The organism is Pseudomonas sp. MYb327 (assembly GCF_040438925.1).
Lineage (GTDB): Bacteria > Pseudomonadota > Gammaproteobacteria > Pseudomonadales > Pseudomonadaceae > Aquipseudomonas.
Genome location: NZ_CP159258.1, coordinates 804,073 through 817,777, shown reverse-complemented (window position 1 = coordinate 817,777; position 13,705 = coordinate 804,073). Strand labels below are relative to the sequence as shown.

The window sequence follows — 13,705 nt, the reverse complement described above, 5'->3', positions numbered from 1 at the left end:
ATCAGAACGCTTCCTTAAGCAAACCGCCGGGCTCGACCGACAACGAGAACAGCGCACCATGCCGCACCTCAACGTTGAGCAATTGCTCACGTGGCAACCCGCGCGCTTGTGCCAGCAACAAACGCATGACCCCGCCATGGCTGATCAGCAGCACCCGCTCGCCCGCATAGGCCGCCTGCAAACGCGTCACCGCTGCCAATACCCGTGCGGAAAATGCAGTGACGGGCTCGCCCTGAGGTGGCGTAAATGAATAGGGATCAGCCCAAAATAAACCCAAGGCTTCGGCATCCGTTTCCATTAACTTGGCCGTACTCTGCCCTTCCCACGCGCCGAAATGCAGCTCTTGCAGGTCTTTATTCAACTCCACCGGCAGGCCCAGTTTCTCGGCAAGTTCTTCAGCGAATCTTGCACAGCGCTGCAATGGCGAGCTGACCAGCCGATCCCACGGCCCCTGCTCCGCCACTGCCGCACGCATCTGCTGCCAACCGATGTCGGTCAATGCATCGTCGAGGCTGCCGCGCAGACCTCCCCCGAGCTCGGTTTCGCCGTGGCGCAGCAGATCCAGGCGCAAGGTCATGCCGGACGATCCGCCACCGCCGCTTCGGCGAACGTCGCCATCTGCCCGTGCAGATCACAGGCCAGACGCAGCAATGGCACGGCCAACGCAGCACCGCTACCCTCGCCCAGGCGCAAGCCGAGGTCGAGCAAAGGTTCGGCGTTCAAGGTTTCCAGTACATGACGATGACCGGGTTCAGCACCGCGATGGCCGAACAGCAACCACTGCCGGCACTCAGGATTCAAGCGCACCGCCACCAGCGCCGCGACGCTGCAAATGAAGCCGTCGACCAATACCGCGACACCTTCCTGGGCGCAGGCCAGGTAAGCACCGACCAACGCCGCGATTTCAAAACCACCAAGGTTGAACAAAGTCTGCAAAGCATCGCCACGCTGAGCGCCGTGCAAAGCCAATCCACGTTCGATCACCAGCGCCTTATGACTGACACCCGCGGCATTCAGCCCGGTGCCCGGTCCGGTCAAATGCATCACCGGACAATCCAGCAAAGCACAGGCCAGAGCGCTGGCCGCCGTGGTGTTGCCGATGCCCATTTCGCCACCGATGAACAACTGCGCACCCGCTACGATTGCGCGTTGTGCGCTGTCGCGGCCAGCCTGTAGCGCCCTCTCACCTTGAGCAGCCGTCATGGCCGGACCGTTCACAAAGTTTGCCGTGCCGGGTCCGACATTCAGATGCCGCACGCCCGGCAGGTTCAACGACGGCGTAACGGTACCGAGATCAACCACTTCAAGGGAGGCTCCCAACTGCCGCGCCAGAACACTGATCGCCGCACCGCCGTTGACGAAGTTGAGCAGCATTTGCCCGGTGACTTCCTGGGGAAACGCCGACACCCCTTCAGCGACCACACCGTGGTCACCGGCAAAAATCGCGATCCACACCTGATCAAGGCTCGGCTTGACCCGTCCCTGCAATCCCGCCAACTGCACCGCTACCGATTCAAGACGACCGAGGGAGCCAGCCGGTTTGGTCAGTTGCTGTTGGCGGGCTTCGGCCTGTTCGACGGCTTGGGCATTGATCGGCTTGCACGGGTTCAGCCACCAGGATTGGCTCATAACGCAGTTCCTTTCAAAGTCAGAGGCAGGCCGGCGACGGTCAGGACGACTCGCTGACAGCGCTCGGCAAGAGCTTGATGCAGCCAACCGGCTTCATCGACATAACGGCGAGTCAATTCGCCCAGCGGCACGACACCCATTCCGGTTTCGTTGCTGACAAAAATAATTTCACCCGGCAACGACGCCAGGCACTCCAGCAACGCCTCGCGTTCGGCGACCAGGCGCTCTGTATCGTCGAGCATCAGCAGATTGGTCAGCCAGAGGGTCAGGCAATCCACCAACAGGCAGCGATCGGCGCTGGCGTTCTCGCGCAGGACCCGGGCCAGCTCAAGCGGTTCTTCGATCAATGCCCATTCGGCGGGACGGCGGGCGCGGTGATGGGCGACCCGGTCGTTCATTTCGCCGTCCAGGGGCTGGCTGGTGGCGATGTAGATCACTTGGTGTTGACTGTCCAAAGCCAGCTTTTCAGCCAGGCGACTTTTGCCGGAGCGGGCGCCGCCGAGGATCAGTTGGAGCATGGTTCATTCCTTTAAATGTGCGGTGAGGCCAACAAAACCAGCCTAAAACCCACAGAGCTCACGCAGTAGTGAGGTATCCAGATGCGTCTCCACCAGATCCGCCAACCGCTCGATATCGCGCTCGCGCAACCCGTGGTAATCGACGTCCTGCACATCCCGCAAACCCGCCCAGCGCAACAGCGCACTGCATGCTGCCGGGGATTCAAATAGGCCATGCAGGTAAGTACCGAAAATCTGTCCATCAACACTCTGCGCACCGTCGCAGCGACCGTCATCCAGCTGCACGGCAGCGTTTTCCAATGCCGGTCCGGTGGTGACGCCGGCATGGATTTCATAGCCACTGACTTCAGCATTCTCCAGCGCCAGACGTCCGCGCACGTTGCGCAGTTGCTTCTCTTCTTCCAGTTGCGTTGCAAACGCCAACAACCCCAACCCCGCGCTCGAACCTGGCGCTCCTTCAAGCCCCAGCGGATCGTGCACGTGTTCGCCGAGCATTTGCAGGCCGCCGCAGATGCCGAGCACTTTTCCGCCGTAGCGCAAATGCCGGGAGATCGCGGTATCCCAGCCGTTGGCCCGCAGATACGCGAGATCACTGCGCACGCTTTTCGAGCCGGGAAGAATGATCAGGTCGGCCGGTGGAATCGCCTGGCCGGGGCCGACAAATTGCAGGTCCACTTGTGGATGCAAACGCAGCGGATCGAAATCGGTGTGGTTGCTGATGCGCGGCAGCACCGGCACCACCACTTTAAGCACTTGATCGGCCTTGTCAGTCTGGCGCTGATCAATGCCGTCCTCAGCCTCCAGATGCAGATCCATCACATACGGCAACACGCCGATCACCGGTTTGCCGGTGCGGTCCTCCAACCAATCGAGACCGGGTTGCAGCAAGGCGATATCGCCGCGAAAACGGTTGATGATGAAACCCTTGACCCGCGCCTGCTCGCTCGGCGACAGCAGCTCCAAAGTACCCACCAGATGTGCGAACACCCCGCCGCGATTGATATCGGCGATTAGCACCACCGGGCAATCCACCGCTTCGGCAAAGCCCATGTTGGCGATGTCGCCAGCGCGCAGATTGATCTCCGCGGGCGAGCCCGCCCCTTCCACCATCACCACCGGATACGCTGCACTCAACCGTTCGTGGGAGGCCAGTACCGCTTGCATGGCGATGGTTTTGTAGTCGTGATAAGCGACGGCGTTCATGGTCGTGACGGCACGGCCATGGATGATCACCTGGGCGCCGGTATCGCTGTTGGGTTTGAGCAGCACCGGGTTCATGTCGGTATGCGGTTCAAGGAAAGCGGCCTGGGCCTGCACGGCTTGCGCACGTCCGATCTCGCCGCCATCGGCCGTCACCGCACTGTTGAGCGCCATGTTCTGCGGTTTGAACGGCACCACACTGACGCCCTGGCGCGTGACCCAACGGCACAGCGCCGTCACCAGCGTACTTTTACCGGCGTCGGAGGTGGTGCCCTGCACCATCAACGTGGTCATGGGTTTTCCTTGCTGAAGGCTTCAAGTGCGGCGGTCAGGCGAGTCCAATCAGCCTCATCGCCAGGCAAGCCGAAACGCAGGCTGCTGTTCTGCGTGAACAACCGCAGCAGGATGCCGCGCCGGGCCATGAATTCGTGCAACGCCTCGGCGCGCTCGGTGATCAGCCACTGGAACAAGGCGCAACCGCCTTGGGGTTTGAAACCGTATTGTTCCAGCAACGACGCCAGTCGCTCGCTGGCTTCTTCGGTGCGCACGCGTTGCTGCGCCTGCCCTTCGGTATCGCGCAGGCAAGCTTGCCCCAGAACCCGGGTCGGGCCGCTGACCGCCCATGGTCCTACTTGCTCAGCGAGCAACTTGAGCAACTTGCGCTCAGCCAGTACAAAACCGAGGCGAACCCCGGCCAGGCCGAAGAACTTGCCAAACGAACGCAGCACGATCAATCCGACCTGATGGGCAAACGGCGCCACGCTGAGTTGCGGCGTGTTGTCCATGAAGGCTTCGTCGACCACCAGCCAGCCTCCGCGCTGGGCCAGCCGCGCATGCCATTCAAGCAACCGCGCCGGGGGCAGATTCAGGCCGGTGGGATTGTTCGGGTTGACCACCACCAGCACATCGAAGCTGTCGATATAAAAGTCGACCTCCTGCTCCAGCACTTCGCGCACGATGTAGCCATTGCGGCGCCAGGCTTCGGCATGTTCGGCGTAACAGGGCGACAGCACCCCAACCTTGCCCGCCCGACGCAAACGCGGCAGCAACTGGATGGCCATTTGCGAACCAGCCACCGGCAGCGCCTGCAATGTGCCGTAGTAATCGCAGGCGACCTGTTCCAGACCGTCATCGGTTTCCGGCAAACGCGCCCAGGCCCGCAACGGAATATCCGGAACCGGAAATGGCCAGGGCGCGAGGCCGCTGGACAGGTCAAGCCAATCGGCTTCCTCGATGCCGTATTCGAGCGCGGCCTTGCGCAACCGTCCGCCGTGCTCAAGCATAAAATTCAGCCCCCACGCAGAGAATCAGCAGCCATAACCATACGCCGCGCTGGACCAATTGCCAGCCACGGTCAATGGAATCGGCGTCCGCTGGCACGCCTTCACCGAGTTGTGGACGTACATGCAATTCACCGTGATAAATCGCCGGCCCACCCAACTCGACGCCCAGTGCACCGGCCCCCGCCGCCATCACCGGCCCCGCATTCGGGCTGTCCCAGGTCGGTCCCTGACTACGCCAGCATTTGAGCGCCAGGCGGGTTTTTCCCAGTAGCGCGTAAGTCAACGCCACTAGCCGCGCAGGGATGTAATTGAGTACGTCGTCGATCTTCGCCGCCGCCCAGCCGAAACGCTCGAAGCGTTCATTCCGATAACCCCACATCGCGTCCAGGGTGTTGCTCAAACGGTAGAGCACCACGCCAGGCGCGCCAGCCACGGCGAACCAGAACAGCGCGGCGAACACGGCGTCGCTGCCGTTTTCCAGTACCGACTCAGTGGCGGCCCGGGCGACTTCGGTTTTATCCAGTTCGCTGGTCTGGCGACTGACCAGGTAACCGACGCGGGTACGCGCTTCGTCCAGATCATCACTGCGCAAGGCCTTGGCCACGGGTTCGACGTGCTCGCCGAGGCTGCGCATGCCGAGGGCGCAATAGAGCGCGAGAATTTCGACGACCCAGCCCACGTATGGCGTCCAGGAAAAGGCCGTGGCCAGCAAGGTCAGCGGCACCACCGCCATCACCCACGCGGTGACCCCGTGACTGCGCCAGCCGCGCCCTCCCCCGTTGAATCGTTGCTCGATGCGCTCGGCAAATCGGCCGAACGCCACCAGCGGATGCCAGCGCTTGGGTTCACCCAGCAGCGCATCCAGCGCCACGGCGGCGACACTCAACAACGCCACACTCATGGACGCACTCCCCAATAATTTTCATACAACAACTCACTAAGCGGACGCGCCTGCGCCCAGCCTTCAAGTACCAACATTGGTGCTGGATAAAACTCTGTCACTGGCCCCAGGCACAGAACGGCCAACGGTTTGGCGCCGGCGGGCAACCCGAGCAAATCGGCCAGCGCTTGCGGTTCGAACAGCGAAACCCAGCCCATCCCCAACCCTTCGGCACGGGACGCCAGCCAGAGGTTCTGGATCGCGCAGGACAACGACGCCAAGTCCATTTCGGGCAAGGTTCGACGGCCGAAAATATGCTGTTCGCGATCCTCCATCAGCGCAGCGACCAGCACTTCGGCGCAGTCATTGATGCCCTCGACCTTGAGCTGCATGAATTCGTCGGTGCGCTCGCCGAGGGCTTCGGCGGTGCGGATGCGCTCTTCTTCCACCAGCGCCTGAATCTCGCCGCGCAGGGTGCGGTCGCTGATGCGGATGAAGCGCCAGGGCTGCATCAGGCCAACGCTGGGGGCCTGATGCGCGGCTTCGAGCAGGCGGCGCAACAGTTCGGGCTCGACCGTGCCGCCGCTGAAGTGGCGCATGTCGCGGCGTTCACCGATGGCGCGATAAACCGCTGCGCGCTCGGCTTCGGAAAAGGCGTTGTCGGTCATGGCCCGTTCGCTGGCAAGCCAGCTCCCACAAGGGATTGCATTTCTTCAGGTATTACACCGCCCACTGCGGGAGCTGGCTTGCCAGCGATAGCGGTTTCCAGATCAGGTGCAAAAAGCGCGGCAACCGCAGACGGATTGGACGGAAAATAGAAGTGCACGTACGAAGCCGTCATCCGCCCCTCACGATAAACCGCCTCCGCCCCACGCCCGCCGTTAGGACTCAAGCCCCGAGCAATCGGCACGAGCTCGGTCGTAGTCAGCGAATGATGATAGGTGTGCCCGCGCAACGAACCTTCCGGCAGTTCCACCGCTTGCAGCGCCAATGCAGCCAGACGCTTCTGCATCACCGCATCACCGGCCAGCAAACCGACCAGTTCCGCACGCGTACCTTCAACATCGGTCAACGAATCGAGCAAATAAAGCATGCCGCCACACTCGGCCAGCAACGGCTTGCCGGCAGCATGGTGCGCGCGGATCGCCTCAAGCATCGCCGTGTTTTGCGACAGCGCGACATGGTGCAATTCCGGATAGCCGCCCGGCAGATACAAGCTGTCGGCCTCCGGCAAACCAGCGTCGCGGATCGGCGAGAAGAACGACAGTTCGGCGCCCATCTCCCGCAGCAAATCCAGGCTGGCGCCATAGGTGAAGGCAAACGCTTCGTCACGGGCCACGGCAATGCGCACACCGCTCAGTAGAGGTTCGACGTCGATCACATCCGGCGCGCCGAATTCCACCGCAGGCGGCAGCGCAACCTCGCAACTGCTGGCCAACGCTTCGGCCGCTGCATCGAGACGCACGTCGAGATCATTCAACTCGCTGGCCTGAACCAGTCCGAGATGGCGGCTGGGCAATTCGATTCCGGTTTCCCGGGACAACGCGCCGTACCAGCGCAGTCCTTCGGTCAGACTGCCTTCGAGCAATTGCGCGTGACGCACGGTGCCCACGCGGTTGGCCAACACGCCGGCAAACGGCAAGTCGGACTGATAGCGCGCCAGGCCCAGGGCCAGCGCACCAAAGGTCTGTGCCATGGCGGTGCCGTCGATCACACCGAGCACCGGCACGCCAAAGTGCCGCGCCAGGTCAGCGCTGGACGGCGTGCCGTCGAACAGACCCATGACGCCTTCGATCAGAATCAAGTCAGCTTCAGCGGCGGCTTCCCACAACAGTCGGCGACTTTCCTGCTCGCCGACCATCCACATGTCCAGTTGATACACCGGCGCTCCGCTGGCGCGCTCGAGAATCATCGGGTCGAGAAAGTCCGGGCCGCACTTGAACACGCGAACCTTGCGCCCCTGATTGCGATGCAAACGGGCCAGTGCGGCGGTGACCGTAGTCTTGCCCTGACCAGACGCCGGCGCGGCGATCAATACCGCCGGGCAATGACGAGGTTGATTCACAGCTCCACGCCTTTTTGCGCTTTGATCCCGGCCTGAAAAGCGTGCTTGATCATGCCCATTTCAGTGACGGTGTCGGCCAATTCGATCATTTCCGGCTTGGCGCCACGACCGGTGACCACCACGTGCTGCATCGGCGGTCGCGCCTGCAAATCGCTGAGCACTTGGTCCAGATCCAGATAGCCGTGCTTGAGGGCGATGTTCAATTCGTCCAGTACCACCAGGCCGATGGACGGATCGCGCAGCAATTGCTGTGATACCGCCCACGCCGCTTCGGCGGCGGCGATGTCGCGCTGGCGATCCTGGGTTTCCCAAGTGAAGCCCTCGCCCATCACATGAAAACGCACTTGTTCTGGAAAACGTCGGAAGAACAACTCTTCGCCCGTACTGTTGCGCCCCTTGATGAACTGCACCACGCCGCAGTGCATGCCATGGCCCATTGCGCGGGCGAGCATGCCGAACGCCGAACTGCTCTTGCCTTTGCCGTTGCCGGTCAGCACCAACAACAGGCCGCATTCATTCGGAGAGTTGGCGATGCGTTCGTCGATCACGGCTTTTTTGCGCAGCATGCGCGCCAGGTGACGTTCGTCACGATCAGGGGTATCAGTCATGGGGGAGCTCTCCGTTGAGGCTGGATAACGGCGGGCAGGCACAAGAAAAGACGGCAAGAAGCCTGGCATCGCCCACCGTGATGCCGCTTGGATGGATCAGGCCGGTCTCCGGGCTCATGAGCGGCGTTGGCCTGGCTGCGCGCCTTCCCATGTCAGTCGACACAGTGGCTCAAGGCGCAGCCTTTCACTCATTTACCGTTGCGGGGGCAGCGCCGGGATCATGAGTTTCATCGATTGAAAACGCTCACTCACCGGCTTCCCTGTTTCACTCTGTCGACCCAAGCCACAGAGCACCTGAAACAAGCCGCGAAGGTTAGAGGGTTGGGGGTGGAGCGTCAATTGAAGACGGGACTCGAGAGCGAATAACTGCCGTTGATCAACAAACTGACGGCAATCTTGTGCCACACTCGAAGCAGTGATATCAAAGAGCCATAACCTTAAACATAATAACAAGAGTAAGCCCCATGCAAGGCATGATCATCAGCAATCCGAAGCTGGAATTCCTGCGCCCTGCGCTGGAACGCTGGTTTGACTGTATCGACCGCTACAACGCCGTGCGCGGCGACAATGAAACGCCTTACTGGATGGATGAAAAAGCCAACCTCGGCCTGCTCTCCGCTGCCGCGTGGGCGGCAGAGATGATCACCCTGCAACAATCGCCCACCCGCAAACAGATCGAAGAAGGCGAACGCAACGGCCGCGCCGATCTATTCATCGCCACACCCGACGCCAAGGCCTGGCTTCAAACCACGCAACGCTGGCCACGGGTCAACAGCTTGAACCTGACCCAGGCGTTGCTCGATGTCACCAGCGACGCCAGGAAGATCAGCTACGCCAGCGACCTGAAACTCGGCTGCCTGTTCGTTGCCCCGCAAAAAACCCAGCACGGCGCCACCCCGGAAGAACTTCAAGACATGGTCGATGACCTGCAAAAGGAGCACACCTGCGCCGTGGCCTGGTATTTCCCCTACGCCTACCGCAAATTGCGCAACGAAGGTGGCAACTACCACCCCGGCATTGCCGTACTGTTCAAGGAAGCTCGCGGCTGACGGTTGAACCATCGCGCATCCTCGCTTCTCTATTGATTAGGTCACAGCATTCATAGGGAAGATCAGTATGCGCAAGCCCCAGCTCGTTCTCGTTATCGCGCTCGCCGGAGGGCTCGCCGCTTGCGGTGAAACCTCCAGCCTGCAAGTCTCCGACGGCACCGGCCCGTCGCCCAAGTTGCCAGAACCGAACAAGACACTGGTCCCGACAGTGAACATCGCCGCGGCCATCGGCTGGCCGGAGGGCGCAAAACCCGTCGCCGCTGCCGGCACGCAAGTGGCAGCGTTTGCCGACGGCCTTGATCACCCGCGCTGGCTCTATGTACTGCCCAACGGTGATGTGCTGGTGGCCGAAACCAACGCCCCGCCCAAACCCGATGACGGCAAAGGCATCAAGGGCTGGGTCATGAAGAAAGTCATGGGGCGCGCCGGCGCGGCTGTTCCCAGCCCGAATCGCATTACGCTGCTGCGAGACAAGGATCACGACGGCATCGCGGAAACTCGCACGGTGTTCTTGGAAAACCTCAACTCGCCCTTCGGCATGACCCTCGTGGGCAATGACCTGTACGTTGCCGATACCGATCGCCTGTTGCGCTTCCACTATGAAGACGGTGACACGGCGATCAAGTCGCAGCCCATCAAAGTGGTCGACTTGCCGGGTGGAACGCTGAATCACCACTGGACCAAAAACGTTATTGCCAGCAAGGACGGTAGCAAGCTCTATGTCACGGTAGGCTCCAACAGTAACGTCGGAGAAAACGGCCTGGACCAGGAAGAAGGTCGCGCGGCGATCTGGGAAGTGGATCGCGCCACGGGCAACCACCGGATCTTCGCTTCCGGGATTCGCAATCCGAACGGCTTGGCGTGGGAGCCCTCCAGCGGCGCGTTGTGGACAGCCGTGAATGAGCGGGACGAAATCGGCAGTGACCTGGTGCCCGACTACATCACCTCAGTGAAGGACGGCGGATTTTACGGCTGGCCTTTCAGTTACTACGGCCAGCACGTCGACGTTCGTGTCGAACCGCAACAACCGGAGATGGTGGCCAAGGCGATTGCCCCGGACTATGCCGTCGGCCCGCACACCGCCTCATTGGGGCTGACGTTTGCCGAAGGCAATAAACTGCCGACGCAATTCAAGGAAGGCGCCTTCATCGGCCAGCACGGTTCCTGGAATCGCAAACCGCACAGTGGCTACAAAGTGATTTTCGTACCGTTCAGTGCCGGCAAACCGACCGGGCAGCCGGTTGATGTGCTTACCGGTTTCCTTAATGACGAGGAAAAAGCCATGGGCCGGCCGGTGGGCGTGGTAATTGATCAGCAGGGAGATTTGTTGGTGGCAGATGATGTGGGGAACAAGGTGTGGCGCGTGTCAGCGGTTAAGTAAACGTCAAAAGATCGCAGCCTTCGGCGCTCCTGCAGGATGCATGCAATCCCTGTAGGAGCTGCCGAAGGATGCGATCTTTAGCGCTTGCGGCAAAGTGTTAACCCATCCCCCAACGGCAACAGCGACAGATCCACCCGCACATCATCCTTCAAGGCACGATTGAGTGCCTGGATCGCGCGGGTATCGGCGCTCTCGGGATTTTCCTCAAGCACCCGACCACTCCACAGGGTGTTATCGAATACCGCCAGGCCACCCACGCGCAACAAGCGCAGCGCATGCTCAAGATAGGTCGGGTAATTAGCCTTATCCGCGTCGATGAACACCAAGTCGAATTGTCCGCCCTGCCCTTGCTGTTCAATCTCGGCGAGCGTTTCCAGCGCGGGCGCCAGACGCAGATCGATTCGCTCGGCCAGACCGGCCTCCTGCCAATAACGAAGCGCCGTTGCGTTGTAGTCACCAGGGATGTCACAGCAGATCAGTGAACCACTTTCAGGCAATGCCGCCGCCATACAAAGGGCGCTGTAGCCAGTGAAGGTGCCGATTTCCAGCACACGCCTGGCGCCAATGAGCTTTACCAGTAATTCGAGAAATTGCCCTTGCTCCGGCGCTACTTGCCAACGCGCCATGGGCAGCGCCTGGGTTTCGTCACGCAATCGCTTGAGCAGCGGCGTTTCGCGCAAGGACACATCAAGCAGGTAGTGATAGAGCGAATCGTCGAGATTGAGCGTGCGAGCGGTCATGACGACAACCTCTGGCTCTTACGGATTACGCGCCAGGTGCTCCGGTTGCAGGACCCGCTTGGCGCTCAGGTAGGCTTTCTGCCAATACGCCTTGGACAAGCTGTCGAGCTTGACCGTGCCACCGGTGGCCGGAGCATGGACGAAACGCCCTTCACCCACGTAGATGCCGGCATGACTGACCTGGGAGCCGCCATTGGTGGCGAAGAAGATCAGGTCGCCGGTTTGCAGGCCTTCCTTGCCGACGCTGGCGGCTTGCATGGTGATCATCTCGCGCGTGGTGCGCGGCAAGGAAATACCGGCGACATCTCGGTAGACGTAACCGATCAGGCCACTGCAATCGAACCCGGAATCCGGTGTGTTTCCACCCCAGCGATAAGGCGTACCCACCAGGCCCAACGCACGGAAAAGTACGTCTTCCGCTTCAGGCGAAAAGGCTTGGGAAGGACCGAACACGATAGGCGCGCGAACCACCGGCGCAGGAGGCGGTGTGCGACTGGCGCAAGCGCTGAGCAGCGCGGCGAAGAGCATGAGTGTGAGGCGGGCCGACATCGTCATAAGCAGAACATCCTGATCTGGCTGCGGCTTTTTCTGCGGGGAGCGCAGAAAAGAAAACCGCCTGCGCGTGACGCAGGCGGTTTGCCATCATTAATAGATCAAGATTCTAGCTGCTACGCGGCAAACTTCAAGTAAGACTTTAAGTTCACCTTACAAATTGTCCGCTTACTTGCGAGCGGTGACGATTGGAGACGCCCCGGGTGCCATCGCGAGAGCGCGCTTGGCTTCGATGAAGGTCTTGCTCCAGTAGCTGTCGCCCAGGCTATCGATTCGCACACCACCGCTGCGGCGGCTGCTGGAATGAATGAACTGGTTGTCGCCCAGGTAGATCCCGGCGTGACTGACGCGACCGCGACGACCATTCGTGGCGAAGAACAGCAAATCGCCCGGCTCCAGCTTACTGCGGGAGACCAGCGGAGCGTCAACGTTGATCATTTCACGAGTGGAGCGAGGCAGGTTCATCCCGGCTTCTTCACGGAACAGATAGCCAATGAAACCACTGCAATCGAAACCGGCTTCAGAGGTGCCGCCAAAACGGTAACGGGTACCGATCAGGGACATGCCGCGTTCGAGAATGCTGTCAGCCAGGACTGGAAGTTTGTACGACTTGCCATCGGCGAAAGCTGCGAGTTCTTTTTCGGTAGCCGCCTCTTCTTGAAAAAGATCTTCCTGATAACGAGCGGAAGATTGGGCGGTAACAGAGTTTTTAACCTGCTGTTGTTGCTCTTGCTGGGACACTGGAGAGTGAGCAGCGCAACCGAACAACAGGGTAACGAGTGCGAGAGGCACGAGGGGTGCAAAGCGATTTAGCATGGGCACGACCGTGGCTGATAGTTGTAAAGAAGCCGAGACTATGCCCGCTATCATCCTCATTTGCAAATTCAATCGAACTTTTTGTGACTTCTCGGTTTCTCGTAAACATCTAAGCGCTTAAGCCCCATTTAGACGCTTGCGCTGCCTACGCGTGTAGGAAAGTGCGTTTTCTGGCGCCTGAAATATGCCAAAAACCGAGAGAAATCGGAGCTTTTACCAGCCCAGCGTTTCTTTCAAGAAGGGAATAGTCAGTTTGCGCTGGGCTTGAAGAGAAGCCTGGTCAAGACGCTCGAGCAGCTCGAAAAGCGCACTCATGCTCCGAGTACCGCGAGTCAAAATGAAGTGCCCGACTTCATCCGTCAGGTGCAATCCGCGACGGGATGCGCGCAGTTGCAAGGCGCGCAGTTTGTCTTCATCGGAAAGCGGTCGCATCTGAAAAATCAGTGCCAGGGTCAGGCGGGATTTAAGGTCTGCAAGCTTTACCGGCAACTCACGTGGGGAAGTCGAAGCGGCAATCAACAGACGCCGACCACTGTCACGCAGACGATTGAACAGATGAAACAGCGCCTCTTCCCAATCCGCCTTGCCGGCAACCGCCTGTAGATCATCCAGGCAAACCAGTTCGTATTGTTCGAGGTTGTCGAGGATTTCAATGCCGCGATCAAGCAACTCAGCCAACGGAAGGTAAACCGCCGGCTCGCCCATCTGCTCGAATCGCAAACAGGCAGCCTGCAACAGATGCGTGCGCCCTACCCCGTGCTTGCCCCAGAGGTAAATCAGGCTTTCGGTCCACCCGGCGTCGGCTTCGCACAGCCGCTCGACATAGCCGAGTGCAGCGGCATTGGCGCCTGGGTAGTAGTTGATAAAAGTGGCGTCATCACGCAGACGCACACCTAGGGGCAGCTGAATCGGTTTCATGCTGACTGAACAGTTCCAAAGGAACCGTTAGTGGCCTCTGTGTAAAGTTTGCGAAGTTTATACCCG

The 13,705-nt window shown here is 60.4% G+C and carries 15 protein-coding genes and 1 riboswitch; of the genes, 2 read left to right on the top strand and 13 right to left on the bottom strand.

Going from position 1 to position 13,705, the window contains the following annotated elements:
- Nucleotide 1: 1 nt before the first annotated feature.
- From cobC to cobO, 9 genes are read right to left on the bottom strand one after another with little or no spacing between them, the layout of a single operon-like run.
- Nucleotides 2–577 (bottom strand): alpha-ribazole phosphatase family protein, encoded by a 576-nt coding sequence (gene cobC / locus ABVN21_RS03730; RefSeq protein ID WP_339556510.1) that lies wholly within the window; start codon nt 575–577, stop codon nt 2–4.
- Nucleotides 574–1,629, bottom strand: a complete 1,056-nt coding sequence (cobT, locus tag ABVN21_RS03725) for a nicotinate-nucleotide--dimethylbenzimidazole phosphoribosyltransferase (RefSeq protein ID WP_339556511.1) — start codon at nt 1,627–1,629, stop codon at nt 574–576. The genes cobC and cobT overlap by 4 nt, the downstream gene beginning before the upstream one ends.
- On the bottom strand, nt 1,626–2,147 hold the full coding sequence (cobU, locus tag ABVN21_RS03720; RefSeq protein WP_339556512.1) for a bifunctional adenosylcobinamide kinase/adenosylcobinamide-phosphate guanylyltransferase: 522 nt from the start codon (nt 2,145–2,147) through the stop codon (nt 1,626–1,628). The genes cobT and cobU overlap by 4 nt, the downstream gene beginning before the upstream one ends.
- Before the next feature lie 42 nt (nt 2,148–2,189).
- Nucleotides 2,190–3,641 (bottom strand): cobyric acid synthase, encoded by a 1,452-nt coding sequence (locus ABVN21_RS03715; protein ID WP_339556513.1) that lies wholly within the window; start codon nt 3,639–3,641, stop codon nt 2,190–2,192.
- On the bottom strand, nt 3,638–4,630 hold the full coding sequence (gene cobD / locus ABVN21_RS03710) for a threonine-phosphate decarboxylase CobD (protein ID WP_339556514.1): 993 nt from the start codon (nt 4,628–4,630) through the stop codon (nt 3,638–3,640). The genes ABVN21_RS03715 and cobD overlap by 4 nt, the downstream gene beginning before the upstream one ends.
- Nucleotides 4,623–5,531, bottom strand: a complete 909-nt coding sequence (cbiB, locus tag ABVN21_RS03705; RefSeq protein WP_339556515.1) for an adenosylcobinamide-phosphate synthase CbiB — start codon at nt 5,529–5,531, stop codon at nt 4,623–4,625. The genes cobD and cbiB overlap by 8 nt, the downstream gene beginning before the upstream one ends.
- Nucleotides 5,528–6,178 carry a 5,6-dimethylbenzimidazole synthase gene (gene bluB / locus ABVN21_RS03700; RefSeq protein ID WP_339556516.1) on the bottom strand — a complete coding sequence of 217 codons (651 nt, stop codon included), beginning with the start codon at nt 6,176–6,178 and terminating at the stop codon, nt 5,528–5,530. Before bluB ends, cbiB begins: the two co-directional genes overlap by 4 nt.
- Nucleotides 6,175–7,575 (bottom strand): cobyrinate a,c-diamide synthase, encoded by a 1,401-nt coding sequence (locus tag ABVN21_RS03695; protein WP_339556517.1) that lies wholly within the window; start codon nt 7,573–7,575, stop codon nt 6,175–6,177. The genes bluB and ABVN21_RS03695 overlap by 4 nt, the downstream gene beginning before the upstream one ends.
- Nucleotides 7,572–8,183, bottom strand: coding sequence for a cob(I)yrinic acid a,c-diamide adenosyltransferase (gene cobO / locus ABVN21_RS03690; RefSeq protein WP_339556518.1), 612 nt, complete (start codon nt 8,181–8,183; stop codon nt 7,572–7,574). Before cobO ends, ABVN21_RS03695 begins: the two co-directional genes overlap by 4 nt.
- 81 nt (nt 8,184–8,264) lie before the next feature.
- Nucleotides 8,265–8,496: riboswitch (cobalamin riboswitch) on the bottom strand.
- A 151-nt stretch (nt 8,497–8,647) separates the two neighbouring features.
- Here cobO and ABVN21_RS03685 point away from each other — a divergent pair.
- Complete coding sequence (locus tag ABVN21_RS03685) at nt 8,648–9,232, top strand: hypothetical protein (protein WP_339556519.1); 585 nt, start codon at nt 8,648–8,650, stop codon at nt 9,230–9,232.
- Between the two features lie 67 nt (nt 9,233–9,299).
- Nucleotides 9,300–10,613, top strand: coding sequence for a sorbosone dehydrogenase family protein (locus ABVN21_RS03680; RefSeq protein ID WP_339556520.1), 1,314 nt, complete (start codon nt 9,300–9,302; stop codon nt 10,611–10,613).
- A gap of 77 nt (nt 10,614–10,690) precedes the next feature.
- Here ABVN21_RS03680 and ABVN21_RS03675 read toward each other — a convergent pair whose 3' ends face one another.
- From ABVN21_RS03675 to hda, 4 genes are all read right to left on the bottom strand, one after another.
- Entirely contained in the window at nt 10,691–11,353 is a 663-nt protein-coding gene (locus tag ABVN21_RS03675; protein ID WP_339556521.1) for a class I SAM-dependent methyltransferase, read from the bottom strand.
- Nucleotides 11,354–11,371: 18 nt separating this feature from the next.
- Nucleotides 11,372–11,908 (bottom strand): C40 family peptidase, encoded by a 537-nt coding sequence (locus ABVN21_RS03670; RefSeq protein ID WP_339556522.1) that lies wholly within the window; start codon nt 11,906–11,908, stop codon nt 11,372–11,374.
- Between the two features lie 165 nt (nt 11,909–12,073).
- The gene (locus ABVN21_RS03665) at nt 12,074–12,721 is read right to left on the bottom strand and encodes an NlpC/P60 family protein (RefSeq protein WP_339556523.1); all 648 of its coding nucleotides are present in this window, start codon (nt 12,719–12,721) and stop codon (nt 12,074–12,076) included.
- A gap of 213 nt (nt 12,722–12,934) precedes the next feature.
- Nucleotides 12,935–13,639 carry a DnaA regulatory inactivator Hda gene (gene hda, locus ABVN21_RS03660; protein WP_034146365.1) on the bottom strand — a complete coding sequence of 235 codons (705 nt, stop codon included), beginning with the start codon at nt 13,637–13,639 and terminating at the stop codon, nt 12,935–12,937.
- Nucleotides 13,640–13,705 lie beyond the last annotated feature (66 nt).